Here is a 23,176-nt window from a genome sequence, read left to right as displayed (position 1 = left end):
GACCGAGAGGTGAATCGTTACAACCCGCCGGGGTCCATCACGAGCCGAAGGATTCAACGATGAGTTCTCTCAGCACGAGCCCCCTGCGACGCGGTGTCGTCGCCGGTGCCGCCTGCGCGGCCCTGCTCGTCACGACAGCGGCAGGGACCGCGGTCGCCAAGCCCCCGAAGCACGGACCGCCCGGCGGGGCGCCGAGCGGGGTCGACGCCCTCCAGCTCGAGCATCTCGACCGTGGCCTGGTCGCCGCGACCACCGAGGACGGCGTGCACCTGAGCTGGCGGCTGCTCGGTCACGAGGCCACCGCTCACGGGGAGGGGGGCCTCACCGGGGCCGACTTCCACGTGTACCGCGACGGTGAGCGCATCGCGACCGTGACCGACAGCACCAACCACCTCGACCCCGGTGCGGACGGCACCGCGACCTACCGCGTCGCCGCGGTGGTCGACGGCCACGAGGTCGACCTCAGCGACGAGGTCGCCCCGTGGGCCGACGAGTACTACGACCTGCCCCTGCAGCGTCCGGACGGCGGCGTCACCCCGTCCGGCGAGGAGTACACCTACGCGGCCAACGACATGAGCGTCGGGGACGTCACCGGGGACGGGCGGTACGAGTTCGTCGTCAAGTGGGACCCGTCCAACTCCAGGGACGTCTCCCAGGTCGGCTACACCGGACCGGTGTACGTCGACACCTACACCCTCGAGGGCGAGCTGCTGCACCGGATCGACCTGGGCGTGAACATCCGCGCCGGGGCGCACTACACGCAGTTCCTCGTCTACGACTTCGACGGTGACGGCCGTTCGGAGATGATGATGAAGACGGCCCCCGGCACCCGCACCGTCGCCTACGAGGACGGCGAGCCGGGCGCGGCGGCCTTCGTCACGATGCCCGACGAGGACGTCGAGGCGGGCTACTCCCACCAGGACGACTACCGCAAGAGCGCCGAGGACTACTACGAGCACGTGGTCGAGATGTTCCTCGGCTGGCACGAGCACCCCGAGGTGGTCGACGGCAGCTGGCCGGCCACCCTCGAGGAGGCCTTCGGCATCGAGCCCGAGCACGAGTACCCGTTGTCCCGCCAGGACGCCGAGGCGCTCACCGACTACTTCATGGACGAGTACGCCCCTGGCCGGAGCGCCCGCAACGACCTCCGTGCCTTCGAAGGGTTCATCCTCGACGGCCCCGAGTACCTGACCGTCTTCGACGGCCTCACGGGGGCCGAGCTCCAGACCATCCCGTACACCCCCGAGCGGCACGACGACGGGCTCATGTGGGGGGACTACGCGATGTCCCGCATCGAGCCGGGCAACCGGGTCGACCGGTTCCTCTCCGGGGTGGCCTACCTGGACGGCCAGCGCCCCTCGGCGATCTTCGCCCGCGGCTACTACACGCGCTCCACGATCGTCGCCTACGACTGGGACGGCGAGCGCCTGCGCGAGGTCTGGGACGTGGACAGCGGCTGGACCCCGATGAGCAACCCGTTCAACGACGGGCCGCACGGGGTGGACGGTACCGACCCGGAGTTCGGCACCATCACGACCCAGGGCCAGCACTCGCTCAGCGCGGCCGACGTCGACGGGGACGGCAAGCACGAGATCGTCTACGGGGCGGCGACCATCGACCACGACGGCAGCCTGCTCTACAGCGCCTTCGCCGAGATGCCCGAGGGCAGCGCAGCGCCCGGGGAGATGGCCCGGCTGGGACACGGCGACGCGATGCACGTGGGTCAGCTCGACCCGGACCGCGAGGGCATAGAAGCCTTCATGGTCTTCGAGGGCGGGGCCTGGGCGCCGTACGGCATGGCCATGCTCGACGCCGCCACGGGTGAGGTCCTCTGGGGCACGTACTCCGGACGGGACACGGGGCGCGGGATGGTCGGCGACGTGCTGCCCGACTCGCGCGGCATCGAGGCCTGGGCGAGCATGCCTGGTGGCTCGGGGGCGCTCGGGCTGCACACCCCTCAGGGCGAGGTGGTCTCGGACTCGATCCCCGGGACCAACCAGACCATCCGATGGGCGGCTGACATGACCACCCAGGTGGTCAACGGCACAGCCACAGAGACCGTGGTCACGCCCACGATCGACGACTGGCAGCGGGGGACCCTGCTGAGCGCCGAGGGCACGGCGACCAACAACTGGACCAAGGGCAACCCGTCCCTCGTCGCCGACGTCTTCGGTGACTGGCGCGAGGAGCTCCTGGTCCGGACCCTGGACAGCAGCGCCATCCGGATCTACCTCTCGACCGAGGTGACCGACCGCAAGCTCTACACGCTGATGCACGACCCGCAGTACCGGGCCGAGATCGCGCGTCAGCAGACCGTCTACAACCAGCCGGCCTACACGAGCTTCTACCTCGCCTCGGACCTCGACTGGTCCCAGGTGCCGCTGCCCGAGTACTGGGCCCCCGGCGGCCTCGAGGCGCTCTCGGCGCTGCTGGACGGGTACGTCGAGGACGGGCAGGTCAAGCGGCCGACCGACAAGGTGCTCCAGGCGAGCCTGCGCCAGGCCGAGCGTCACCTCGACGCCGGTCGGGTGGACCAGGCGGTGCGCGCCCTCGAGCGGTTCGAGCGCACCCTGGACCGCAGCACGGGGCGGCAGGTGAGCGACGAGGCGAAGTCCGTGCTCGGTCACCGCGTCCAGACGCTCATCACCCAGCTGGGGCGGTGACGGGCGGTCCGTGACCCCGGCCCGCCAGGGCCTGGGTCCCGGACCGAGCAGACGGGCCGGTCCGCCGTGCGGTGGGCCGGCCCGTCACGTCACGAGAGCAGCGCGATGACCGCGCGCTCGGCCCCGCCGCGGGTCCGGCGCCGGCCGATGGTCTGGCCCCGCTCCCAGAGGTCGATCAGGCGGGGGTCGATGTACGAGGCCCGGCAGACCGCCGGGGTGTTGCCGAGCTCCTCGGCGACCTCGCGCACCACCTGGGCGACGACGCGCCGTCGGGCGCGTTCGGCCCGCGGGACCTCGTGCTCGGCGAGACCCGCGGCTGCGAGCACGGTGGCATGCCACGTGCGGAAGTCCTTCGGGCGCGCCTCGGGCCCCAGCAGCGCCTTGACCATGCTCACCACATCCGCCGTCGTGATGTCGTGCCAGCCGTCCTCGTCGCGCCACGCGAGCAGCTCGGGGTCCTCGTCCTCGCGGTCCTTCAGCTCACGGACCAGCTCGCGGATCTCGGGGTCCTCGACGACGGTCTCGCGCTGCTGGCCCGACTTGGCCGGGTAGCAGAAGCGCACCCCCTCGGCGTCGACCTGCACGTGCTCGCGGCGCACCGTCGCCAGCCCGTACGAGCCGTTGTCCCGGGCGTAGGACTCCCCGCCAGCCCGGAAGTACGCGTCGTCGAGCAGCCGGAAGGCCAGGGCGAGCACCCGCTCCTTGGGTACCCCCGGCAGCGCGAGGTCGGCGACCACCCGGCGTCGTGCTCGGGGCAGGCGCCGGGCCACCTCGAGCACGTGCTCGTGCTTGGCCCGGTCGCGCCGCGCCCGCCACGCCGGGTGGTACAGGTACTGCCGACGCCCGGCGTCGTCGGTGCCCATGGCCTGGATGTGGCCGTTCTCGAACGGGCAGATCCACACGTCCCGCCAGGCCGGGGGGATGACCAGGTCGGTGCACCGGGCCAGGAGCTCGGGGTCGCCGATCCGCTCCCCGCGCTCGTCGAGGTAGAGGAGCCCGCGGCCGTGACGGCGTCGGGTCCATCCCGGATCGGTCGAACGCACCCGGCGCAGGCGTGGCATGGCGTCAGTGTCACCCGTCGGCCCCGGGACGGCGCGACGAACGGTGGCACCGGGCGGGCCCTGCGCGGGCGAGGTGCGAGGTCAGTCCTCCTCGGGGACGCGGACCATGCCCTCCTGCGCGATGGTCGCGACCAGCACCCCGTCCTGGCTGTAGACCCGGGCTGCCCCCAGGCCGCGGCCGCCGTGGGCGTTGGGTCCGGACTGCACGTACAGCAGCCACTCGTCGACCCGCACCTCGCGGTGCCACCACATCGCGTGGTCCAGGCTCGCCATCGACAGGCCCGGCGTCGCCCAGGTGAGGCCGTGCCGGCGCAGGACGGGCTCGAGCATCACCTGGTCGCAGGCGTAGGCCAGCAGGGCGCGGTGCATGGCCTGGCCCTCGGGCACGGGGCCCCGGGCACGCATCCACACCATCTGGCGGTCGGTGCGCTCCTCGGCCGGACCGAGGTAGACGGGCGAGCCCACGTGCCGCAGGTCGAAGGCCGCGGACTCGGTCCAGAAGGCGGCGACGGGGTGGTCGATCGCCCCCAGCAGGTCGGCCGCGCTCGGGATCTCCTCCGGAGGAGTCACCGAGGTCGGCGGCGGGTCTGCGTGCTCGAGGCCGGGCTGGTCGACCTGGAAGGAGGTGATCATCGACAGGATCGGCTCGCCGCGCTGCAGGGCGTGGGTGCGCCGCGCGCTGAAGGACCTGCCGTCGCGCATCCGTTCGACCGCGAAGGTGATCGGCTCGCGCACGTCCCCGGCCCGCAGGAAGTACCCGTGGACGGAGTGGGGCAGGCGGTCCTCGGGGACGGTGCGGGCCGCGGCGAGGAGGGACTGCGCCAGCACCTGGCCACCGAAGACCCGGCCCCCCGGCTTGGGCAGGCTCCCGCCCGTGAAGGTGTCGGGGTCCAGGACCTCGAGGTCGAGCACGTCCAGGACGCGACGCATGGGATCAGGGGCGGTCATCGTGGTGGGGTCTCCTCGAAGGTGTTGACCATGGCGTGGGCGGCCCGCTCGAGGTAGTCCCACAGCGTGGCGTGCTGCAGGGGCGGGAGGTCGAGGCTCTCGACGGCGGTCCGCATGTGGGCGAGCCACCGGTCCCGGGCGTCGGGGTTGACGTGGAAGGGGGCGTGCCTCATGCGCAGACGGGGGTGCCCGCGCTCGTCGCTGTACGTCGTCGGCCCGCCCCAGTACTGCTCGAGGAAGAGGCGCAGACGGTCGGCCGCGGGCCCGAGGTCGGCCTCGGGGTACATGGGGGCGAGCACCTCGTCCTGGGCCACCTCGGCGTAGAAGACCTCGACGAGACGGCGGAAGGTCTCGGCCCCGCCCACGCTCGCGTAGAAGGAGTCAGGAGGGTTCACCGCGCCATTGTCGCGCACGCGGGCGCAGGGCCGTCCCGGTGCGTGGGAGTGACTACTGTGTGACGGTAGGAGCAGTCCCCGCATCGCGTTCCCAGGAGGCCACCATGAGCAAGGCTGAGCAGATCCTCGCGGCCCTCGGAGGCGATGGCAACGTCGTCGACCTCGAGCCGTGCATCACCCGCCTGCGGGTCGAGCTCGAGGACCCGGCCCTCGTCGACGAGGCTGCGCTCAAGGCCACCGGCGCGTTCGGTGTCGTGCGGTCGGGGCGTGTGGTCCAGGTCGTGGTCGGGCCTGAGGCCGACACCCTCGCCTCGGACATCGACGACCTGCGCTGAGCTCGTCGTGGCACGGACGCTGACCGTGCTGGCTCCTGTGGCCGGTACGGTCCTGGACCTCGCCGACGTCCCGGACCCGGTCTTCGCCCAGGCCATGGTCGGCCCTGGTGCCGCGATCCGCCCGACGACGGGGGTCCAGGCGGCCGTCGCCCCGGTGGAGGGCGTCGTGTCGACCCTCCAGCCCCACGCCTTCGTCGTGACCTCGGGGACGCACGGGGTGCTGGTGCACCTCGGTATCGAGACCGTGAGCCTCGGCGGGGAGGGGTACACGACCCTGGCGCGGCGCGGCGCGACCGTCACGGCCGGCGCCCCCGTCGTGCGGTGGCGGCCCGACGACGTCACCGCCCGAGGGCTCTCGGCCCTGTGCCCGGTCATCGCGGTCGAGGCCGACCCCGAGACGGTCGAGCGCCTCGTCCCGGTGGGGACCGTGGTGGCCGGGGGGACCCCGCTGCTGCGCTGGTCCCCGGGGGACCGTTGACCGGTCGGCCGACCAGCCCGACGGTCCAGGTCGTCGCACCGCTGGGCGGCACCGTGGTCGCCGCCGCCGAGGTGACCGACCCCGTCTTCGCCGACGGGATCATCGGACCCGGCCTCGCGATCCTGCCCGACGAGCCGGCTGACGGCGGGCGAGTGGTGGTCGTCGCCCCGTGCGACGGACGCCTGATGAGCCTCTACCCCCACGCCGCCGTGGTCCAGGTGGACGACCGCCGGGCGGTGCTCGTGCACCTGGGCCTGCGGACCGCTCAGCTCGACGGCGTCGGGTTCGGCGCCGTGGTCGGCAACGGTGAGCTCGTCCACGCCGGGCAGCCCATGCTGGCCTGGAGCCCGGCGCAGGTGCGCGCGGGGGGCCGGCCGACCGTCTCCCCGGTCGTGGCCCTGCAGGCCCGGGTCGACGACGTGCTGCGTCTGGTGGGACCGGGGGACCGGGTGAGCGAGGGTCAGCCCGTGCTGCTCTGGTCCTGACGGGTGGGAGCTCCCTCGGCGACGGGCCCGGGGGCGTCCCGCTCCACGAGCACCTCGCGTCGCGGCAGGGCCAGGGGCAGCCCCTCGGCCGCGAACAGGTCGCGGATCCTGGCCCGCAGCTCACGCTGGACGAGCCACTGCTGGGCAGGGGCCGTCTTGACCATGAGTCGCAGCCGCACCCCCTCGGCCGTGAGGTCCTCGTAGGCCGTGACGTCGGCCTCGGCGAGCAGGAGCCTGCCCAGCTCTTCGTGCTCGGCGACCTCCTGGGCGGCCGTGCGGAGCAGGGCGGTGGCGCGGGGGACGTCGGCGTCGGGGGAGACCAGGACCTCGACGAGGGCCTTCGACCAGCCCTGGGTCATGTTCCCCACGCGCAGCACCTCGCCGTTGCGCACGTACCAGAGCGTCCCCGAGAGGTCGCGGATCTGCGTCACCCGCAGACCGATCGCCTCGACCACCCCCGAGGCCTCGCCGAGGTCCACGACGTCGCCCACCCCGTACTGGTCCTCGACGAGCATGAAGATTCCCGACAGGAAGTCCTTGACCAGGGTCTGCGCACCGAAGCCCAGGGCCACGCCCACCACCCCCGCCGAGGCGACCAGCGGCCCGAGCTCCCAGCCGTAGATGTTGGCGAGCGCGGTCAGCAGGATGATCCCGACGACGAGGCCAGCGGTCGAGCGCAGCACCGAGCCCATGGTCTCGGCCCGCTGCACGCGCCGGGCGACCAGCAGCGGGTTGGACTCGGCGGCCAGGTTGCCGGCCCCCGCCCGCGTGAGCAGGTTGCCCGCCTTGGACCGCACCGAGGCCCCGCCCTCGACGATCGAGCGCACGGCCCGGGCCACGAGCCACCGGGCCACCGCGAGGAGCACGACGGCGGCGGCGATGGCGATGAGGGTCTGCAGCGGGGCTCCGAGGAACCAGTCGAGGAACTCCTGGATCCAGGTCACGGGTGCGGGGGCGTCGTCCATGCGGGCAGGGTAGTTCGGCGGCCTGCGAGGTTCACGTCGGTCCGCGCGGCGCGCGCAGGTGCGGACTGGCGGGGCTCTGGCAGGATCGAGGCGTGCCAGAGACGACCGCCGCCCTGCCCGAGCCCCTGCTCGCCCTCGCGGCGCGCCACGGCGTCGTGCCCGACTTCTGGGACTTCGGTGGTGGGCACCGCTTCGTCTCCACCGAGACCCTGGTGAGCGTGCTCGCCGCCCTGGGGGTCGACGCCTCGTCCCCCGAGCGCGTGGACCTCGCTCTGGCCGAGGCCGAGGACGAGCCCTGGCGTCACGTGCTGCCGCCCGTCGTGGTGGTCCGTGAGGGCGCGACCGTCCAGGTCCCGGTGCACGTCGAGGACGGGGCACCGGTCACCGCGCACCTCGAGGTCGACCCCGAGGCCGGGGGCGGTCGCCGCCCGGTCGAGCAGGCCGACGTCTACGTCCCCCCGCGCACCGTCGACGGACGGACGGTCGGGCGCGCGACCCTCGACCTCCCGACCGACCTGCCCCTCGGCTGGCACACCCTGGTCGTCGACAGCGACGGGACCCGGGCCGCCTGCGAGGTCGTGGTGACCCCCGGCCGCCTCGAGCTGCCGGCAGGAGTCGGCGAGACCCGTGGCTGGGGTCTCATGGCCCAGCTGTACTCGGTGCGCTCGCACCAGTCCTGGGGGGTGGGTGACCTCGCGGACCTGGGGGAGATGGCCTGGCTGGCTGCCCGCCGCTGCGGTGCGGACTTCGTGCTGATCAACCCGCTGCACGCGGCCGAGCCCATGCCTCCCCTCACCCCCTCGCCCTACCTGCCCACCACCCGTCGCTTCGTCAACCCGCTCTACCTGCGGGTCGAGGACGTGCCCGAGACCGCGTACCTCCCCGTGGCCGAGCGCTCGTTGATCGAGTGGCAGGCCGAGGTGGCGCGACCGCTGAGCACCGACCCGGGTCCCATCGACCGGGACACCGTGTGGGCCGCCAAGAGGGTGGCCCTCGAGGTCGTCTATGCGGCGCCGCGATCGGCCGCCCGCCAGGCGCGGTTCGCCGCCTTCCGCGCCGAGCAGGGCCAGGGGCTCGAGGACTTCGCGACCTGGTGCGCCCTGGCCGAGCACTTCGAGGGCCAGCCGTGGCCCGCTGAGGCCGACGACCGCGGCTCGGAGCTCGTGGCCCGCCTGCGGACCGAGCTCGCGGACCGCATCACCTTCCACTGCTGGCTGCAGTGGCTGGCCGACGACCAGCTCGCGGCCGCCCAGCGCGCCGCCCGCGAGGGGGGCATGCGGCTCGGCATCATGCACGACCTCGCGGTGGGGGTGCACCCCGAGGGGGCGGACTCCTGGTCGATGCGTGACGTGCTGGCCCAGGGTGTCTCGGTCGGCGCCCCGCCAGACATGTACAACCAGCAGGGCCAGGACTGGTCCCAGCCCCCGTGGAGCCCGCAGGGCCTGGCCCGCGCGGGGTACCGGCCGTACCGCGACATGCTTCGCACCGTGCTGCGGCACGCGGGGGCCATCCGCATCGACCACGTGATCGGCCTGTTCCGGCTCTGGTGGATCCCTCGCGGCCGGGGCGCCCAGGAGGGCGCCTACGTCCGCTACGACCACGAGGCCCTCATCGGCATCCTCTGCCTCGAGGCGCAGCGCGCCGGAGCGGTCGTCATCGGGGAGGACCTCGGCGTCTTCGAGCCGTGGGTGCGGGACTACCTCACCGATCGCGGTGTGCTCGGCACCTCCGTGCTGTGGTTCGAGCGCGAGGACGACCAGCCGATGCCCCCCGAGAACTACCGGCGTCTCGCGCTCGCCACGGTCACCACCCACGACCTGCCCCCGACGGCGGGCTACCTCGCCGGTGAGCACGTCGACCTGCGAGACCAGCTGGGGCTGCTCACCGAGCCGGTCGAGAAGGTCCGCGCTGACGCCCGGGCCGAGCGTCAGCAGATGCTCGACGTCATCGCGCAGCGTGGTCTGGTCGGCGCGGACCCCTCCGAGCGCCAGGTCGTCGAGGCCCTGCACCGGCTCGTGCTGTCCTCGCCGGCTGTCCTCGTCGGCGTCTCCCTGGCTGACGCGGTGGGCGAGCGCCGCGCGCAGAACCAGCCCGGAACCGATCAGGAGTACCCGAACTGGCGCGTGCCGCTCGCGGACTCCGCCCAGCGGCTCGTCCTGGTCGACGAGCTGTTCGACAACCCCCGCCTGCGCTCCCTGGTCGCCGCCCTGCGGCACTGAGGCCGACCGCCACGGGGCAGGGCGTGGCCGCGAGGCTCACGCCCTGCCCCCCGGGGTCTCAGCCGCGGTCCCGCTCCTGGGCGGCGATCGCCCGACGGACGCCGTCGCGGTTCTCGATCACGAGGCGACGCAGGGCCGGGTGCCGGTCCCCGAGGTCGGAGAGCCACTCGTCGGTCCGGGCGAGGACGTCGACCCCGTGCGAGCCCTGGGTCCCGGCGAGCTGGGTCGGGTACAGCCCGATCACGATGTTCTGCGCCATCTCGTTGGTCCGCGAGGTCCAGACCTCCTCGAGCCCGGCGAAGTACGGCTCGACGAAGGGCACGAGCAGGCCGCGGTCGTGGACCCGGCTCAGCCCGGCGATGGTCGAGGTCTGCACCGCGTTGGCCAGGTCCTCGCGGTCCACCACGGCTGCCCAGGCCTCGGCCTTGGCCTCGGGGGTCGGGATCGCGGCCCGCGCTGCTGCGGCGGCGCGCTCGCCGGTGGCCGTCGGGTCCTGCGTGAGCTGCCGGTCGATGTCGGTCAGCCCTGCCCGTCCGCCCGCGACGAGGCTGGTCAGCAGCTCCCAGCGCAGGTCGGTGTCGACCGACAGCCCCGGCAGCTCGGTGCTGCCGTCCACCAGCGCCGCCACGGCGTCGAGCTGGTCCTCCGTGGTCGCCCGCGCCGCGAAGGCCTTGATGAACTGGAGCTGGGCGTCGCTGCCGGACTCTGCCGCGCGGGCCAGCTCGACCAGCCGGTTGGCCGTGCGGGCCGAGACCTCGGACCGGTGCTCGGGGGCGACGTACAGGTCGACCGTCAGCGCGAGCTGGCGCAGCAGGACCAGCACCACCGAGGAGTCCGTCTCGTGGGCGATGTTGGCGAGGACCAGGTCGACGAACTCCCGCGCCGACAGCTCGCCGTCCCGCGTCATGTCCCACGCCGCACCCCAGACCAGGGTGCGGGGCAGGGAGTCGGAGAAGGAGTGCAGGTTGGTCGTGGCCACCGCGAGGGAGTGCTCGTCGAGGCGGATCTTGGCGTAGGCCAGGTCGTCGTCGTTGACCAGCACCAGGTCGGGGCGCGGGCGGCCGACCAGCTCGGGGACCGCGGTCTTCTTGCCCTCGACGTCGAGCTCGACCCGCACCACGCGCTCGAGCCTGGTCGAGCCGTCGGGGGCCTCGACCAGGTCGTAGCCGCCCACGGCGAGGCGGTGCGGACGCTGCACCGGGTGGTCCTTGGGCACCTCCTGGCGCACCGTGAAGGAGGTGATGGTGCCCTCGTCGTCGACCTCGATCTCGGGGCGCAGCAGGGTCACGCCGGCCTGCTCGAGCCACACGGCGGACCACGGCGCCAGGTCACGCCCGCTGGTGGCCTCGAGCTCGACCAGCAGGTCACGCAGCTCGGTGTTTCCCCAGGCGTGCTTGGCGAAGTAGGCACGGACCCCGGCGAAGAACTCCTCCTGACCGACCCAGGCGACGAGCTGCTTGAGCACCGAGGCGCCCTTGGCGTAGGTGATCCCGTCGAAGTTGACCTCGACGTCCTCGAGGTCGTTGATGTCGGCGACGATCGGGTGGGTCGAGGGCAGCTGGTCCTGCCGGTAGGCCCAGGACTTCTCGAGCGAGGAGAAGGTCGTCCAGGACTGGGTCCACCGCGTGGCCTCGGCGGCGGCCAGGGTCGAGGCGTACTCCGCGAAGGACTCGTTGAGCCACAGGTCGTCCCACCAGCGCATCGTCACCAGGTCGCCGAACCACATGTGGGCGAGCTCGTGCAGGATCGTGACCGCGCGCCGCTCGACGGTGGCCTCGGGCACCTTGGACCGGAAGACGTAGTTCTCGAGGAACGTGACCGCCCCCGCGTTCTCCATGGCCCCGGCGTTGAACTCGGGGACGAAGATCTGGTCGTACTTGGCGAAGGGGTACGGCATGTCGAAGGCCTTCTCGTAGAAGGCGAAGCCGGCCCGGGTGATGTCCAGGATGTTCTCGGGGTCCAGGTGCTCGGCCAGCGAGGCGCGGCACAGCACGCCCAGGGGGATGACGCGCCCGTCGCTGCTCGTGAGCTCGTCGTCGACCCGGTGGTAGGGGCCCGCGACGATCGCGGTGATGTAGCTGGAGATGCGCGGGGTCGGCGCGAAGGACCAGCGCGCGACAGGTGACTCCTCCGCGGTGATGAGCAGCGGCTCGGGGGTCGGGGAGTTCGAGACGACCGTCCAGTGGGCGGGGGCCGTGACCGCGAAGGAGAAGGTCGCCTTGAGGTCGGGCTGCTCGAAGACCGCGAAGACGCGGCGCGAGTCGGCGACCTCGAACTGCGAGTACAGGTACACCTCGCCGTCGACGGGGTCCACGAAGCGGTGCAGGCCCTCGCCGGTGTTCATGTAGGCGCCCTCGGCGACCACGCGGAGCTCGTTCTCCGCGGCGAGGTCCGCCAGAGCGATCCTCGAGTCGGCCACGACCTCGGCCACGTCGAGGTGTCGGCCGTTGAGCACGACGTCGTGGACCCGGGGTGCGATGAGGTCCACGAAGGTGCTCGAGCCCGGCGTCGCGTCGAAGCGCACGACCGTCGTCGTCCCGAAGGTGGTGTCCCCGGTCGTCAGGTCGAGGGCGACGTCGTAGGACCGTACGTCGACGACGGCAGCACGCTCGCGGGCCTCGGCGCGGGTCAGGTTCTCAGCGGGCACGGCAGGGCTCCTCGTCGGGTGAACGGATCGTCGAACGATCCTTGCACGCACCGGCCCGGCGGCGCGCCCGGGATGGGCCGGGTGCAGCGACCGGAGGGAATGCCCCTGCGGCCCGCGTCCTTGTCCCCAGGACGGACTACCCCTGATGAGAGGCCCGCGATGAGTGCTGCGACCGAGACCCTGACCGCCCCCGAGGAGACCGTGCGCGAGCGCGTCACGGCCGACTTCTGGTTCGACCCGATCTGTCCGTGGGCGTGGATGACCTCGCGGTGGATGACCGAGGTCGAGAAGGTCCGTGATGTCGAGGTGCGCTGGCACGTGATGAGCCTCGCCGTGCTCAACGAGGGCCGTGACCTGCCCGAGGGCTACCGCCGCTCGATGGACGAGGCCTGGGGCCCGGTGCGCGTGCTCACCGCGGCGCAGCTCGCCCACGGCGACGAGGTGCTCAAGCCCCTCTACGACGCGATCGGGAGGCGCCTGCACCCGGGTGGCCGGTCCGACGAGCGCATGGCCGTGGTGGCCGAGGCCCTCGCCGAGGTCGGTCTGCCCGCCGAGCTGGTCGAGGCCGCCTCCTCGGACGCTCACGACGACGCCCTCCGCGCCTCCCACCAGAAGGCCATCGAGCTCGTGGGAGACGAGGTCGGGACCCCCGTGGTGGCCATCGACGGCGTCGCCTTCTTCGGCCCGGTGATGACCCCTGCCCCGAAGGGCGACGAGGCCGGGCGGCTGTGGGACGGGCTGGTGCTGATGACCGGGGTGCCCGGGTTCTACGAGCTCAAGCGCACCCGCACCCAGGGGCCCGTGTTCGACTGATCTGCGGCCTTCGCACCGGCCGCGGCGGCATGACATGCTTCCGTGGCCGGTGCGTCAGGAGGAGGAGAGCGGATGTCGGATCAGGAGAGCGCCTCGGGGCGTCGACCCCGTCGGGCCCTCGGGCCCTGGTTGACGACCTTCCTCGTGATCGACGTCATCCTGGTCCTCACCCTCGTGGTGGTCGGCGTCATGGCGCTGTCCGACCGTTCCGACGGCGCCGCCGACGACGCCCCGGGCACGTCCGACCCGGGTGAGGCCGAGGCCTCGCCCGAGCCCTCCGCCCCGGAGGAGGCCGAGGACGCCGAGCTGATCGAGGCCTTCGTCCTGCCGAGCGGGAACATCTTCTGCGAGATGGACGAGACGAGCGCGACCTGCTCGATCATCAGCTTCACCTTCGGCGCGGTGGACCCGCCCGAGGGGTGCGAGGGCACCGCGGGCAACGTGCTGCGCATCGAGGCGGGTCAGCAGACCACGTTCCCCTGCGTCGACGGCGAGGTCTCGGCCCCGGCGGACCTGCCCGAGCTGGACTACGGCGAGGCGAGCACGGTGGGCCAGATGACCTGCCAGAGCTCGCGCAACGGGGTCACCTGCCGCCACGACGAGAGCGGCAGCGGCTTCTCCCTCGCCCGCGCTGGCTACAGCCTGTTCCCCTGACCGCCCAGGTCCGGGTGGCTCCCGAGAGAGCCACCCGGACCTGCTGTCACCAGATGCGCACGCGCTCCTCGGGGGCCAGGTAGAGCGCGTCACCGGGCTGCACGCCGTACGCCTCGTGGAACTCGTCGAGGTTGCGCAGCACCCCGTTGCACCGGAACTCGTTGGGGGAGTGCGGGTCGGTCGCGAGCCGGCGCCGCACCTCCTCGTCGCGGCCCTTGGACTGCCAGACCTGGGCCCAGCCGAGCAGCACACGCTCGACGCCGGTCAGGCCGTCCACCACGGGGGCCTGGTCGAGCGGGCGTCCCAGCGCGATGCGGTAGGCCTTGAGGGCGATCGACAGCCCGCCGAGGTCGCCGATGTTCTCGCCGATGGTCAGGGCGCCGTTGACCCGTTCGCCGTCGGCGAGCTGGACCGGGGAGAAGGCCGCGTACTGCTCGACGAGGGCCGCCGTGCGCTTCTCGAACTCAGCCCGGTCGGTGGCCGTCCACCAGTCCTCGAGGCGACCCGCGCCGTCGTACTTCGAGCCCTGGTCGTCGAAGCCGTGGCCGATCTCGTGGCCGATCACGGCTCCGATCCCGCCGAAGTTGACCGCGTCCTCGGCCTCGGGGTCGAAGAAGGGCGGCTGGAGGATGGCCGCGGGGAACACGATCTCGTTCATGCCCGGGTTGTAGTACGCGTTGACCGTCTGCGGGGTCATGAACCACTCGTCGCGGTCCACCGGTCGGCCGATCTTGCGCAGCTCTCGGTCCTGCTCGAACGCGTGCGCCCGGCGCACGTTGCCGACCAGGTCGTCCGCGCGGATCTCGAGGCCCTCGTAGCTCTTCCAGCGGTCGGGGTAGCCGATCTTGGGGGTGAAGGCGTCGAGCTTGGCCAGCGCGCGGTCGCGGGTCTCGGCCCCCATCCAGTCCAGCGTGGTGATGGACTCGCGGTAGGCCTCGACGAGGTAGTCGACGAGCTCGAGCATGCGCTGCTTGTGCGCGGCCGGGAAGTGGCGGTCGACGTAGACCTGGCCCACGGCCTCGCCGAGGGCCCCCTGGACCAGGGACACCCCGCGCTTCCAGCGCTCGCGCAGGGCCGTGGCCCCGGTGAGCGTGCGCCCGTAGAAGTCGAAGTTGGCCTCGACCACGGCGGCCGGCAGGTAGGGGGCGCGGGAGGTGACGAGGTGGTACCGCAACCAGGCCTGCCACTGCGCGACCGGGCGCTCGGTCCACAGCCGGGCGAAGGTCTCGGCGAACTCGGGCTCGCGCACCACGAGGGAGTCGAGCGCCCCGTCCGGGGCCTCGAGGGCGGCGGCCCAGGCGACCCAGTCGAAGCCCGGGGCGCGCTCGACGAGGTCGGCCAGGCTCATCGGGTTGTAGGTCAGGTCGGCGTCGCGGTCCTTGACCACGTCCCAGTGCGCGGCGGCGAGGGCCGTCTCGAGGTCGACGACCAGGTCGGCCTGCGTGGCCCCGTCGACCGGGCCCGCCGCGGCCAGGTCGATCATCCGGGCGACGTGCCGGCGGTAGGCGTCCCGGATCTCGGCGTACTGGTTCTCGCGGTAGTACGACTCGTCGGGCAGGCCCAGACCGTCCTGGTGCAGGTAGGTGACGTACCGCTCGGGGTCCTTGGCGTCGTTGTCGACCCAGAAGGCCAGGGCCCCGGCCGCCCCGGTGCGCTGCAACGACCCCAGGACGCGGGTCAGGGCCTCGCGGTCGGTCACGGCATCCACCGCGGCCAGCTCGTCACGCAGCGGCGTGAGCCCGGCCGCCTCGACGGCCTCGACGTCGGTGAAGCTCGCGTACAGGGCGCCCACCTGCCCGGCGGGGCTCCCCGGCGCGCCGTCGACGGCCCCGGCGCCGAGCTCCTCGATGATCGCGCGGACCTGCTCCTCGGCCTCGTCGTGCAGGCGTCGGAAGCCACCGTCCATCGCACGGTCCTCAGGGATCACGTGGCCCTCGATCCACCGCCCGTTGACGTGCCGGTAGAGGTCGTCCTGAGGACGGATCGTGGGGTCGAGGGCGGTGAGGTCGATGCCGCTGCGCAGGGGGGAGGCGCCCGCGGCCGACGTGGCCTGATCAGTCGTCGTCATGCACCCAGGCTAGGCCGCCGGTGCGGCAGGATGGACCCATGCGCATCCACATCGCCGCCGACCACGCCGGGTACGAGCTCAAGGTGGCTCTCCTCGAGCACCTGCAGGCCGCCGGCCACGACGTCGTCGACCACGGGGCCCACAGCTACGAGGCTCTCGACGACTACCCGCCGATGTGCATCTCGGCCGGGGAGGCCGTCGTGGCCGAGGCCGGGAGCCTGGGCATCGTGCTGGGCGGCTCGGGCAACGGCGAGCAGATCGCGGCCAACAAGGTCGCCGGGGTTCGCGCGGTCCTGGCCTGGAACGTCGACACCGCCCGGCTCGGCAGGGCGCACAACGACGCCAACGTGCTGGCCATCGGTGCCCGCCAGCACCCGGTCGACGACGCCGTCGCGATGGTCGAGGCCTTCCTCGCCGAGCCCTTCAGCGGGGACCCGCGCCACCAGCGCCGCATCGACCTCCTCGCCGACTACGAGGCCCGTCGCTAGGCTCGGCAGGACCCAGCCTGTCAGAAGACGCAGGGCCTCAGAAGACGCAGCCCCTCAGAAGACCCAGCTGCACACCGGCGCGTCGGGCCAGCCGAGGGCCGTCGCCGCGGGGGCGAGGGTCCCGGGCTCGAGCTCTCTGACCAGGCCGGCGCCGGCCAGGCTCGTCAACGAGCTGCCCCCCAGGTAGGCCGCGCCCAGCTCGCGCACGTCGAGGGCCAGCTGGGGTGCGGCCTCGGTCCGCCGGACCTGCGCGCCGTCTGGTCCGCCCTGGAGGTGCCATCGTCCCTGGTTGCCCGCCACCAGCGCGTCGGTGACCTCCAGCACGACGTCGACCGGGGCGGCGTAGCGGCGAGCCGCGAGGGCCGCGGGGACGTCGAGCACGCGGACCCAGAGGTTGTCGGTCGTGCGGGGCTCGGCGCCGCGCAGGTCGACCAGCAGGTGGGTGATCGCGTCGTCGGGGGCGAGCATCCCTGTCTCGACCGTCGCCGTGAGGTCCAGGTCGAGCAGCACCCCCCACAGGGCGCGTGCCACGGCCGGGTCGGGGGCGACGACCTCGCGCACCCTGACCGTCCCACGGGGCCCGGGGACCTCCCAGGCCGCGCGACGCCGGAACAGGGCGTACCCGACGGTCCGGCCGTCGCGCTCGGCGAGCAGCACCCGGACCGACTCGGCGCCGTCCCGCAGCGGCTCGGGGTCTGCCAGGAAGGTCTCGCGCAGGGCCTCGGTCTCGCGGGTGGCCCAGCCTGGTCTCTCGACGGCCCCGTGGATCTCGTGCAGCAGCGCACCGTGCCGGGACGGGTCCAGGCGCTCGACGCGCACCCGGACCCCCTCGGCGCCCGGCACGTCACGCAGGGCGGCACCGCGCGGGATCCTCAGCCGCAGGTCGCGGGCCGCCAGGCCGTAGCCGAAGCGCCCGTAGATCGGGGCCTCGGCCGCGAAGAGCGCCGACACCGCCTCGCCCCGGGCCAGGCTGCGGCTCACGTGCTCGGTGATCATCGAACGCAGCAGGCCGCGCCGACGGTGCCCCGGGTGCACCCCCACCCAGGTCAGCCCCGAGACGGGGATGCGGGCCCCGGGGACCGGGAAGCGGCTGAAGGGGTAGGAGGCGTGGCTCGCGACGAGCTCGCCGTCCGGCGCCTCGACGCCGCGGGTGCGCTCCCAGGTGAGCGGCACGGGCAGCGCGCGGACCTGGTCGTCGGTCAGCGCGCCGGGGAAGGCCCAGGTGTCGACCTCGAGGAGGTGGTCGCGGCGGCTCTCAGGGACGTCGACGGCGCGGTAGCCCGCGGGCAGGGTGCTCATGGGTCCATCGTGGCCGAGGCCGGGCCCGCAGGCCCGCGCATTTCCGTCCGGGGTGCCGCACGGGCCGCGTCGGCGGGCTTGGGTAGCCTCGCCGCATGACCGTCGCTGCACCGTCCGGTCCCCGCCGGACCCGCCAGGCGCGTCCGGGCTCACCGCGCACCGTCCGCGGTCCCGGACCGCGGGCGCGGGGCGCCGCGCGCTCGGCCCGGCGCGCGCTGCGGCGGGTCGTCCGCGGCCCACGGAACTCCCCGCGGGCCCGCCAGATCTCCACGACGCTCGTCCTGGCTGCCCTCGCGGTGCTCGCGGCCCTCGGGATCGCCCTCCTGCCGGCCTGGGTCCCCTCGTCGGTCGTGCTGCTCGTGCTCCTGATGGGGGTCTTCGTCCTGCGGGCCTGGGCGATGACCACCCTCGGGGTGGTCGTCCTCGGCCTGGTGCTGACCCTCGAGCTGCTCGACGAGGAGGCCTTCAGCCCGGCGCGGTACGCCGTGATCCTGCTCGCCGTCGTCCTCGGGGTCGCCTTCGTGCGCAGCCGCGAGCGCCTGGGGCTGCAGGGGGCCACGAGTGACCTCATGCTCGTCGACCTGCGTGACCGTCTCGTCGCCCACGGTCGCATCCCGGACCTGCCCGAGGGCTGGGGGGTCGACAGCGTGGTGCGCTCGGCCTACGCCGAGGCGTTCTCGGGAGACTTCGTGGTGGCCTCGCACGCCCCCGGCTCGCCCCTGCTCGAGATCGTCCTCGTGGACGTCTCGGGCAAGGGGCAGGAGGCCGGCGTGCGCTCCTTGCTGCTCTCGGGGGCGTTCGGCGGCCTGCTCGGCGCGATGCCCAGGGACGCCTTCCTGCCTGCCGCGAACCGGTACCTGCTGGCCCAGCGCTGGCCCGAGGGCTTCGCCACGGCGATCCACCTCGCGGTGCGGCTCGACACGGGGCAGTTCTGGGTCTCGACCGCGGGTCACCCGCCGGCGGTCCACCTGCACGCCGGCTCGGGGGTCATCGAGACCGTCGAGACGCCGGGCGGGCCGGCCCTCGGCGTGGTCGTGGCGCCGGTCTTCGCCGTGCACGAGGGGGTGATCCAGCCCGGGGACACGCTGATGCTCTACACGGACGGTCTGGTCGAGAGCCCGGGGCACGACGTCGAGCTGGGGATCGACCGGCTGATGGGGGAGGCCGAGCGGGTGGTCGCGACCCGGTCGGGCGGGGCCGACGCGGTGGTCGCCGGCGTGCGCGCCGGGGAGGGCGACGACCGTGCGCTGATCCTCGTGCACCGCACCTGAGGGGCGTCGGCGCGGTGGACGAGGAGTACCTCGAGGAGGTCCTGGACCTCGTGGACGCGATCCCGGCGGGCCGGGTGATGACGTACGGGGACGTCGCAGCCGTGCTGCGCGAGATCCTGGGGCGAGGTGGGGCCCGTCAGGTCGGGCAGGTGATGGCCCGGGCCGGTGGCGGCGTGCCGTGGTGGCGGGTCGTCAACGCCGCGGGGGAGCCCCCCGCCCGGCACCGCGCCGAGGCGCTGCGCCGGTTGCACGAGGAGGGCTGCCCGCTGCGGGGCGGCGCTGGCCCGGACGCCGTGGGGGAGCGGGTGGACCTGCGCGAGGCGCGCTGGTCCCCGCCCGTCCTCAGCCCAGGGCCCGACGCGAGCTGATGACGCCGGTGTTGAACCCGGCGAGGTGGAGACCGCCGTGGAAGCGCGCGTGCTCGATCTTGACGCACCGGTCCATGACGACCTCGAGCCCCGCGTCCTCGGCCCGCCGGGCGACCTCCTCGTGCCAGGAGCCCAGCTGCAGCCAGAGCGTGCGGGCTCCCACCGCGAGGGTCTCGTCGAGCACGGTGGGCAGGTCGTCGTGGCGACGGAACACGTCGACCAGGTCGGGGACCACGGGCAGCGCGTCGAGGGACGGGTAGACCGGACGCCCCAGGATCTCGGTGGCCCGGGGGTTGACGAAGTAGACCTCGTACGGTGACGAGGACAGCAGGTACGTCGCGACGAAGTAGCTCGCCCGCGAGGGGTTGGCCGAGGCCCCCACGATCGCGATCGAGCGCGTGCGGCGCAGGATGTCGAGGCGCGCGGGGGCGCTCGGGCCGGTCCACGTGCGGGTCAGCGCGGCGTCGCCGGCTGCCCCCGAGGCGTCGGCACCGCTGGTCGTGGGGGCCCCGGGCAGGGCGCAGGACTCGGTCATGCGGTCACCTCGTCGGCGTTCGGTGCGACGTGCTGGTCGGCGGGCCCGACCGCGGCCGTCAGGGCCTGGTCGAGGTCCCACAGGATGTCCTCGACGTCCTCGAGGCCCACGCTGATCCGCACCAAGTCCTCGGGCACCCCGGCCGCGGCGAGCTGCTCGACCGTCAGCTGCTGGTGGGTGGTCGAGCCGGGGTGGATCACCAGGGTCCGTGCGTCGCCGATGTTCGCGAGGTGGCTCGCGAGCTGCAGGGCCTCGATGAAGGTGCGCCCGGCGTCCCGCGCGGCGACGGTCTCCGTGCCGCGCAGGCCGAAGGCGAAGACGGCGCCGGGGCCCGCCGGGAGGTAGTGGGCCGCGCGCTCGTGGTGCGGGTGGCTCGGCAGCCCGGCCCAGGTGACGTACCCGATGCGGGGGTCGGCCTCGAGCCACTCGGCCACCACGCGGGCGTTGGCCAGGTGGGCGTCCAGGCGCTGGGGCAGGGTCTCGACGCCCTGCAGCAGCTGGAAGGCCGACTGGGCCGAGAGCGCCGGTCCGATGTCCCGCAGCTGCTCGGACCGGAGCTTGGTGAGGAACCCGTACTCACCGAAGTTCTCCCACCAGCTCACGCCCCCGTAGGAGGCCACGGGCTCGGTCATCTGCGGGAACTTCCCGTTGCCCCAGTCGAACCGGCCGCTCTCGACGACCACGCCGCCGAGGGTGGTGCCGTGCCCCCCGAGGAACTTGGTGGCCGAGTGCACGACGATGTCCGCCCCGTGCTCGATCGGCCGGCACAGGTAGGGCGTGGCCAGGGTGGCATCCACCACGAGGGGCAGCCCCGCGGCGTGGGCCACCTCGGCGAGCCCAGCCAGGTCGGTGACCTCCCCCGAGGGGTTGGCGACGACCTCGGCGTAGACGACCTTGGTCTCGGGCCGGATCGCCGCCGCGTAGTCGGCGGGGTCCGTGCCGGGCACGAAGGTGGTCTGGACGCCGAAGCGGCGCAGGGTCACGTCGAGCTGGGTCACCGTGCCGCCGTAGAGCCCGGCCGAGGCGACCACGTGGTCCCCGGCGCCGACGAGGGCCGCGAAGGTGATGAACTCGGCGGACATCCCCGAGGCGGTCGCGACCGCACCGATGCCTCCCTCGAGGGAGGCCATCCGCTCCTCGAAGGCAGCGACCGTGGGGTTGCCGATCCGCGAGTAGATGTTCCCGTACTTCTGCAGGGCGAAGAGGTTCGCGGCGTCGGCCGTGTCGTTGAACACGAACGAGGTGGTCTGGTAGATCGGCACGGCGCGGGCGCCGGTCGCGGCGTCAGGGACCCCGCCGGCGTGCAGGGCCCGGGTGCGGAACCCCCAGCGGCGCTCGGGTGCGGCCTCGGTCACGTGGACTCCTCGGTGGTGGTCGGGCTGGTCGGGCTGGCGGGGCTGGAGCCCGCGGCGGACCGCGCGGCGAGCACGGCCTCGATGCGGCTCACGGCGCGGGCGTCCTGCAGGGAGGTCACGTCTCCCAGGGTGCCTCCCGCGACGAGATCGGCGAGCAGCCGTCTCATGATCTTCCCTGACCGCGTCTTGGGCAGGTCCGGCACGACGACCACGTCCCGAGGCTTGGCGATCGGGCCGATCTCCCGGGCCACGTGGGCGCGCAGCGCCTCGGTCAGCTCGGCGGCGTGCCGGACCCAGGCCGCGGCGTCGTCGGGCGCGGCGGTCGTGCGGGCGGGGATCACGAAGGCGGCGATGGCCTGGCCGGTGGTGGGGTCCTCGACCCCGGCGACCCCTGCCTCGCCGACCGCCGGGTGGGAGACCAGGGCGGACTCGATCTCGATGGTCGACAGCCGGTGGCCGGAGACGTTGATGACGTCGTCGACGCGGCCCAGCAGCCAGATGTCGCCGTCGGCGTCGTAGCGGGCGCCGTCCCCGGCGAAGAAGTAGCCCTGCTCGGCGAAGCGTGACCAGTAGGCGTCCCGGTACCGCTCGGGGTCGTTCCAGATGGTGCGGGCCATGCCCGGCCAGGTGCGGTCGACCACGAGGAAGCCGCCCTCGCCCCGGGGCACCTCATGGCCCTGCTCGTCGACCACCAGGGCCGAGATGCCCGGGAGCGGTCGTGTGGCCGAGCCGGGCTTGAGGGTCGTGACCCCCGGGAGCGGGGCGATCATCGTCGCGCCGGTCTCGGACTGCCACCAGGTGTCGACGATCGGGGCCCGACCCTGACCGATCTGCTGGTGGAACCACACCCAGGCCTCGGGGTTGATCGACTCGCCGACGGTGCCGAGCAGGCGCAGCGAGGAGAGGTCGTGCTCGGGCGGCAGCCCGTCGGGGAACCAGGTCATCAGGGTGCGGATGAGGGTGGGGGCCGTGTAGTACGTCGTCACGCCGTAGCGCTCGATGATCTCGAGGTGGCGCGCGGTGTGGGGGGTGTTCGGGGTGCCCTCGTAGATCACCTGGGTCAGGCCGTTGGAGAGCGGGCCGTAGATCTCGTAGGTGTGGGCGGTGACCCAGGCGAGGTCCGCGGTGCACCAGTGCACGTCGTCCTCGCGGGCGTCGAAGTGCGCCCAGTGCGTCCAGGAGGCCTGGGTGAGGTAGCCGCCGCTGGTGTGCACCAGGCCCTTGGGCTTCCCGGTCGTGCCCGAGGTGTAGATGATGAACAGCGGGGTCTCGGCGTCGAAGGCCTCGGCCTCGTGCTCCGGGGAGGCGGTCTCGACGGCCTCGTGCCACCACACGTCGCGCCCCTCGGTCCACGGGACCTCGGGGGTCTGCTCGCCGGTGCGACGGACGACCAGCACGTGCTCGACGTGGTCGAGGCCGGCGACCGCCTCGTCCGCGGTGGCCTTGGTGGGGACGGCTGCTCCGCGCCGGAACTGCCCGTCGCTGGTCACCAGGAGCTTGGCGCGGGTGTCCTGCACGCGGAAGCGGACGGCCTCGGCCGAGAACCCGCCGAAGACGAGCGAGTGGATCGCGCCGATCCGCGCGATGGCGAGGGTCACCACGACCGTCTCGGCCAGCACGGGCAGGTAGACCACGACGCGGTCCCCGCGGACGACGCCCAGGTCGGTCAGGGCGTTCGCGGCCCGGCACACCTCGCGCTGCAGCTCGGCGTAGGTGTAGCTGCGCCGGTCCCCGGGCTCGCCCTCGACGTGCAGCGCGACCTTGTCCCCGCGCCCTGCGGCGACGTGGCGGTCGACGCAGTTCACGGCGACGTTGAGCCGCCCGCCGGAGAACCAGGTGGCCTCGGGCACGGTGAGCCGCTCGGGGTCCTCGGGGTCGGGGACGGCGGGGCTCCAGGTGTGGGCGGTGTGCCAGGGCTCGGCCCACTCGAGGCGCTCGGCCGCCCGCTCCCAGAAGGCGACGTGGTCGGCCTCGGCCTCGGCGAGCAGCCGGGCGTGGTCCGAGGGGCTGACGTTCCACTGACCTGCCGGAGCAGGGACCGTGCGCGCCTCGGTGAGCAGGTTGGTGATCGTCGGGCCGGTGGCCGCGGAGGTGCGGGCCGTGGTGCTGGTCATCGCGCTCGTCTCAGG

At 73.3% G+C, this 23,176-nt stretch carries 20 protein-coding genes; 10 read left to right on the top strand and 10 right to left on the bottom strand.

Annotation, left to right across the window (positions count from 1 at the left end):
* Window positions 1–59 precede the first annotated feature (59 nt).
* Window positions 60–2,663 (top strand): rhamnogalacturonan lyase, encoded by a 2,604-nt coding sequence (locus tag J4G33_RS07480; protein ID WP_208055321.1) that lies wholly within the window; start codon window positions 60–62, stop codon window positions 2,661–2,663.
* An 89-nt stretch (window positions 2,664–2,752) separates the two neighbouring features.
* On the opposite strand, the gene J4G33_RS07475 is transcribed toward J4G33_RS07480, so the two are convergent.
* From J4G33_RS07475 to J4G33_RS07465, 3 genes are all read right to left on the bottom strand, one after another.
* The gene (locus tag J4G33_RS07475; RefSeq protein WP_208055320.1) at window positions 2,753–3,724 is read right to left on the bottom strand and encodes a DNA topoisomerase IB; all 972 of its coding nucleotides are present in this window, start codon (window positions 3,722–3,724) and stop codon (window positions 2,753–2,755) included.
* 81 nt (window positions 3,725–3,805) lie between these two features.
* The gene (locus J4G33_RS07470) at window positions 3,806–4,672 is read right to left on the bottom strand and encodes an acyl-CoA thioesterase (protein ID WP_208055319.1); all 867 of its coding nucleotides are present in this window, start codon (window positions 4,670–4,672) and stop codon (window positions 3,806–3,808) included.
* Window positions 4,669–5,067 carry a globin gene (locus J4G33_RS07465; RefSeq protein ID WP_250443718.1) on the bottom strand — a complete coding sequence of 133 codons (399 nt, stop codon included), beginning with the start codon at window positions 5,065–5,067 and terminating at the stop codon, window positions 4,669–4,671. The genes J4G33_RS07470 and J4G33_RS07465 overlap by 4 nt, the downstream gene beginning before the upstream one ends.
* A 104-nt stretch (window positions 5,068–5,171) precedes the next feature.
* On the opposite strand from J4G33_RS07465, the gene J4G33_RS07460 reads away from it, so the two are divergent.
* Genes J4G33_RS07460 through J4G33_RS07450 form a run of 3 tightly spaced genes read left to right on the top strand, consistent with a single transcriptional unit; the run spans window position 5,172 to window position 6,365 of the window.
* The gene (locus J4G33_RS07460; RefSeq protein ID WP_208055317.1) at window positions 5,172–5,402 is read left to right on the top strand and encodes a PTS sugar transporter subunit IIB; all 231 of its coding nucleotides are present in this window, start codon (window positions 5,172–5,174) and stop codon (window positions 5,400–5,402) included.
* Between the two features lie 7 nt (window positions 5,403–5,409).
* Window positions 5,410–5,880, top strand: a complete 471-nt coding sequence (locus J4G33_RS07455; protein WP_307793799.1) for a PTS sugar transporter subunit IIA — start codon at window positions 5,410–5,412, stop codon at window positions 5,878–5,880.
* Complete coding sequence (locus J4G33_RS07450; RefSeq protein ID WP_243758771.1) at window positions 5,877–6,365, top strand: PTS sugar transporter subunit IIA; 489 nt, start codon at window positions 5,877–5,879, stop codon at window positions 6,363–6,365. Before J4G33_RS07455 ends, J4G33_RS07450 begins: the two co-directional genes overlap by 4 nt.
* On the opposite strand, the gene J4G33_RS07445 is transcribed toward J4G33_RS07450, so the two are convergent.
* Entirely contained in the window at window positions 6,341–7,330 is a 990-nt protein-coding gene (locus J4G33_RS07445; RefSeq protein ID WP_208055316.1) for a mechanosensitive ion channel family protein, read from the bottom strand. The genes J4G33_RS07450 and J4G33_RS07445 overlap by 25 nt on opposite strands.
* A 92-nt stretch (window positions 7,331–7,422) precedes the next feature.
* Here J4G33_RS07445 and malQ point away from each other — a divergent pair, with 92 nt between their 5' ends.
* Entirely contained in the window at window positions 7,423–9,549 is a 2,127-nt protein-coding gene (gene malQ / locus J4G33_RS07440; RefSeq protein ID WP_208055315.1) for a 4-alpha-glucanotransferase, read from the top strand.
* A gap of 58 nt (window positions 9,550–9,607) precedes the next feature.
* Here the strand turns inward: malQ and pepN are convergent, their stop codons facing one another.
* Window positions 9,608–12,196 carry an aminopeptidase N gene (pepN, locus tag J4G33_RS07435; RefSeq protein ID WP_208055314.1) on the bottom strand — a complete coding sequence of 863 codons (2,589 nt, stop codon included), beginning with the start codon at window positions 12,194–12,196 and terminating at the stop codon, window positions 9,608–9,610.
* 159 nt (window positions 12,197–12,355) lie between these two features.
* On the opposite strand from pepN, the gene J4G33_RS07430 reads away from it, so the two are divergent.
* The gene (locus tag J4G33_RS07430; RefSeq protein ID WP_208055313.1) at window positions 12,356–13,009 is read left to right on the top strand and encodes a mycothiol-dependent nitroreductase Rv2466c family protein; all 654 of its coding nucleotides are present in this window, start codon (window positions 12,356–12,358) and stop codon (window positions 13,007–13,009) included.
* A 72-nt stretch (window positions 13,010–13,081) separates the two neighbouring features.
* A complete protein-coding gene (locus J4G33_RS07425) occupies window positions 13,082–13,663 on the top strand; it encodes a hypothetical protein (protein ID WP_208055312.1) in 582 nt (193 codons plus the stop codon).
* A 46-nt stretch (window positions 13,664–13,709) separates the two neighbouring features.
* Here the strand turns inward: J4G33_RS07425 and J4G33_RS07420 are convergent, their stop codons facing one another.
* A complete protein-coding gene (locus J4G33_RS07420; protein WP_208055311.1) occupies window positions 13,710–15,731 on the bottom strand; it encodes a M13 family metallopeptidase in 2,022 nt (673 codons plus the stop codon).
* Between the two features lie 38 nt (window positions 15,732–15,769).
* On the opposite strand from J4G33_RS07420, the gene J4G33_RS07415 reads away from it, so the two are divergent.
* Complete coding sequence (locus tag J4G33_RS07415; RefSeq protein WP_208055310.1) at window positions 15,770–16,219, top strand: ribose-5-phosphate isomerase; 450 nt, start codon at window positions 15,770–15,772, stop codon at window positions 16,217–16,219.
* 54 nt (window positions 16,220–16,273) lie between these two features.
* On the opposite strand, the gene J4G33_RS07410 is transcribed toward J4G33_RS07415, so the two are convergent.
* Window positions 16,274–17,518 (bottom strand): GNAT family N-acetyltransferase, encoded by a 1,245-nt coding sequence (locus tag J4G33_RS07410; RefSeq protein ID WP_208055309.1) that lies wholly within the window; start codon window positions 17,516–17,518, stop codon window positions 16,274–16,276.
* 95 nt (window positions 17,519–17,613) lie between these two features.
* Between J4G33_RS07410 and J4G33_RS07405 the strand changes: the two genes are divergently transcribed.
* Both J4G33_RS07405 and J4G33_RS07400 read left to right on the top strand, forming a co-directional pair.
* On the top strand, window positions 17,614–18,789 hold the full coding sequence (locus J4G33_RS07405; protein WP_243758770.1) for a PP2C family protein-serine/threonine phosphatase: 1,176 nt from the start codon (window positions 17,614–17,616) through the stop codon (window positions 18,787–18,789).
* A 14-nt stretch (window positions 18,790–18,803) separates the two neighbouring features.
* Complete coding sequence (locus J4G33_RS07400) at window positions 18,804–19,157, top strand: MGMT family protein (RefSeq protein ID WP_208055308.1); 354 nt, start codon at window positions 18,804–18,806, stop codon at window positions 19,155–19,157.
* Here J4G33_RS07400 and J4G33_RS07395 read toward each other — a convergent pair.
* The 3 genes from J4G33_RS07395 to acs are packed head-to-tail and all read right to left on the bottom strand — an operon-like array spanning window position 19,132 to window position 23,161.
* On the bottom strand, window positions 19,132–19,692 hold the full coding sequence (locus tag J4G33_RS07395) for a CoA-binding protein (protein ID WP_243758769.1): 561 nt from the start codon (window positions 19,690–19,692) through the stop codon (window positions 19,132–19,134). The genes J4G33_RS07400 and J4G33_RS07395 overlap by 26 nt on opposite strands.
* Window positions 19,689–21,047, bottom strand: coding sequence for an O-acetylhomoserine aminocarboxypropyltransferase/cysteine synthase family protein (locus J4G33_RS07390; protein ID WP_208055307.1), 1,359 nt, complete (start codon window positions 21,045–21,047; stop codon window positions 19,689–19,691). Before J4G33_RS07390 ends, J4G33_RS07395 begins: the two co-directional genes overlap by 4 nt.
* A complete protein-coding gene (acs, locus tag J4G33_RS07385; RefSeq protein ID WP_208055306.1) occupies window positions 21,044–23,161 on the bottom strand; it encodes an acetate--CoA ligase in 2,118 nt (705 codons plus the stop codon). The genes J4G33_RS07390 and acs overlap by 4 nt, the downstream gene beginning before the upstream one ends.
* Window positions 23,162–23,176: the final 15 nt, after the last annotated feature.

Source organism: Actinotalea soli (assembly GCF_017565425.1).
Classification (GTDB): domain Bacteria; phylum Actinomycetota; class Actinomycetes; order Actinomycetales; family Cellulomonadaceae; genus Actinotalea; species Actinotalea soli.
Note: the sequence above shows the minus strand (reverse complement) of the source record. Positions and strands in the feature narration are given on the sequence as shown.

What these genes read in the sequence shown, in the direction of transcription:
- J4G33_RS07480 (WP_208055321.1), top strand. Translation starts at nt 60, where the DNA reads ATGAGTTCTCTCAGCACGAGCCCCCTGCGACGCGGTGTCGTCGCCGGT.
- J4G33_RS07475 (WP_208055320.1), bottom strand. Translation starts at nt 3,724, where the DNA reads ATGCCACGCCTGCGCCGGGTGCGTTCGACCGATCCGGGATGGACCCGA.
- J4G33_RS07470 (WP_208055319.1), bottom strand. Translation starts at nt 4,672, where the DNA reads ATGACCGCCCCTGATCCCATGCGTCGCGTCCTGGACGTGCTCGACCTC.
- J4G33_RS07460 (WP_208055317.1), top strand. Translation starts at nt 5,172, where the DNA reads ATGAGCAAGGCTGAGCAGATCCTCGCGGCCCTCGGAGGCGATGGCAAC.
- J4G33_RS07445 (WP_208055316.1), bottom strand. Translation starts at nt 7,330, where the DNA reads ATGGACGACGCCCCCGCACCCGTGACCTGGATCCAGGAGTTCCTCGAC.
- J4G33_RS07430 (WP_208055313.1), top strand. Translation starts at nt 12,356, where the DNA reads ATGAGTGCTGCGACCGAGACCCTGACCGCCCCCGAGGAGACCGTGCGC.
- J4G33_RS07425 (WP_208055312.1), top strand. Translation starts at nt 13,082, where the DNA reads ATGTCGGATCAGGAGAGCGCCTCGGGGCGTCGACCCCGTCGGGCCCTC.
- J4G33_RS07420 (WP_208055311.1), bottom strand. Translation starts at nt 15,731, where the DNA reads ATGACGACGACTGATCAGGCCACGTCGGCCGCGGGCGCCTCCCCCCTG.
- J4G33_RS07415 (WP_208055310.1), top strand. Translation starts at nt 15,770, where the DNA reads ATGCGCATCCACATCGCCGCCGACCACGCCGGGTACGAGCTCAAGGTG.
- J4G33_RS07410 (WP_208055309.1), bottom strand. Translation starts at nt 17,518, where the DNA reads ATGAGCACCCTGCCCGCGGGCTACCGCGCCGTCGACGTCCCTGAGAGC.
- J4G33_RS07405 (WP_243758770.1), top strand. Translation starts at nt 17,614, where the DNA reads ATGACCGTCGCTGCACCGTCCGGTCCCCGCCGGACCCGCCAGGCGCGT.
- J4G33_RS07395 (WP_243758769.1), bottom strand. Translation starts at nt 19,692, where the DNA reads ATGACCGAGTCCTGCGCCCTGCCCGGGGCCCCCACGACCAGCGGTGCC.
- acs (WP_208055306.1), bottom strand. Translation starts at nt 23,161, where the DNA reads ATGACCAGCACCACGGCCCGCACCTCCGCGGCCACCGGCCCGACGATC.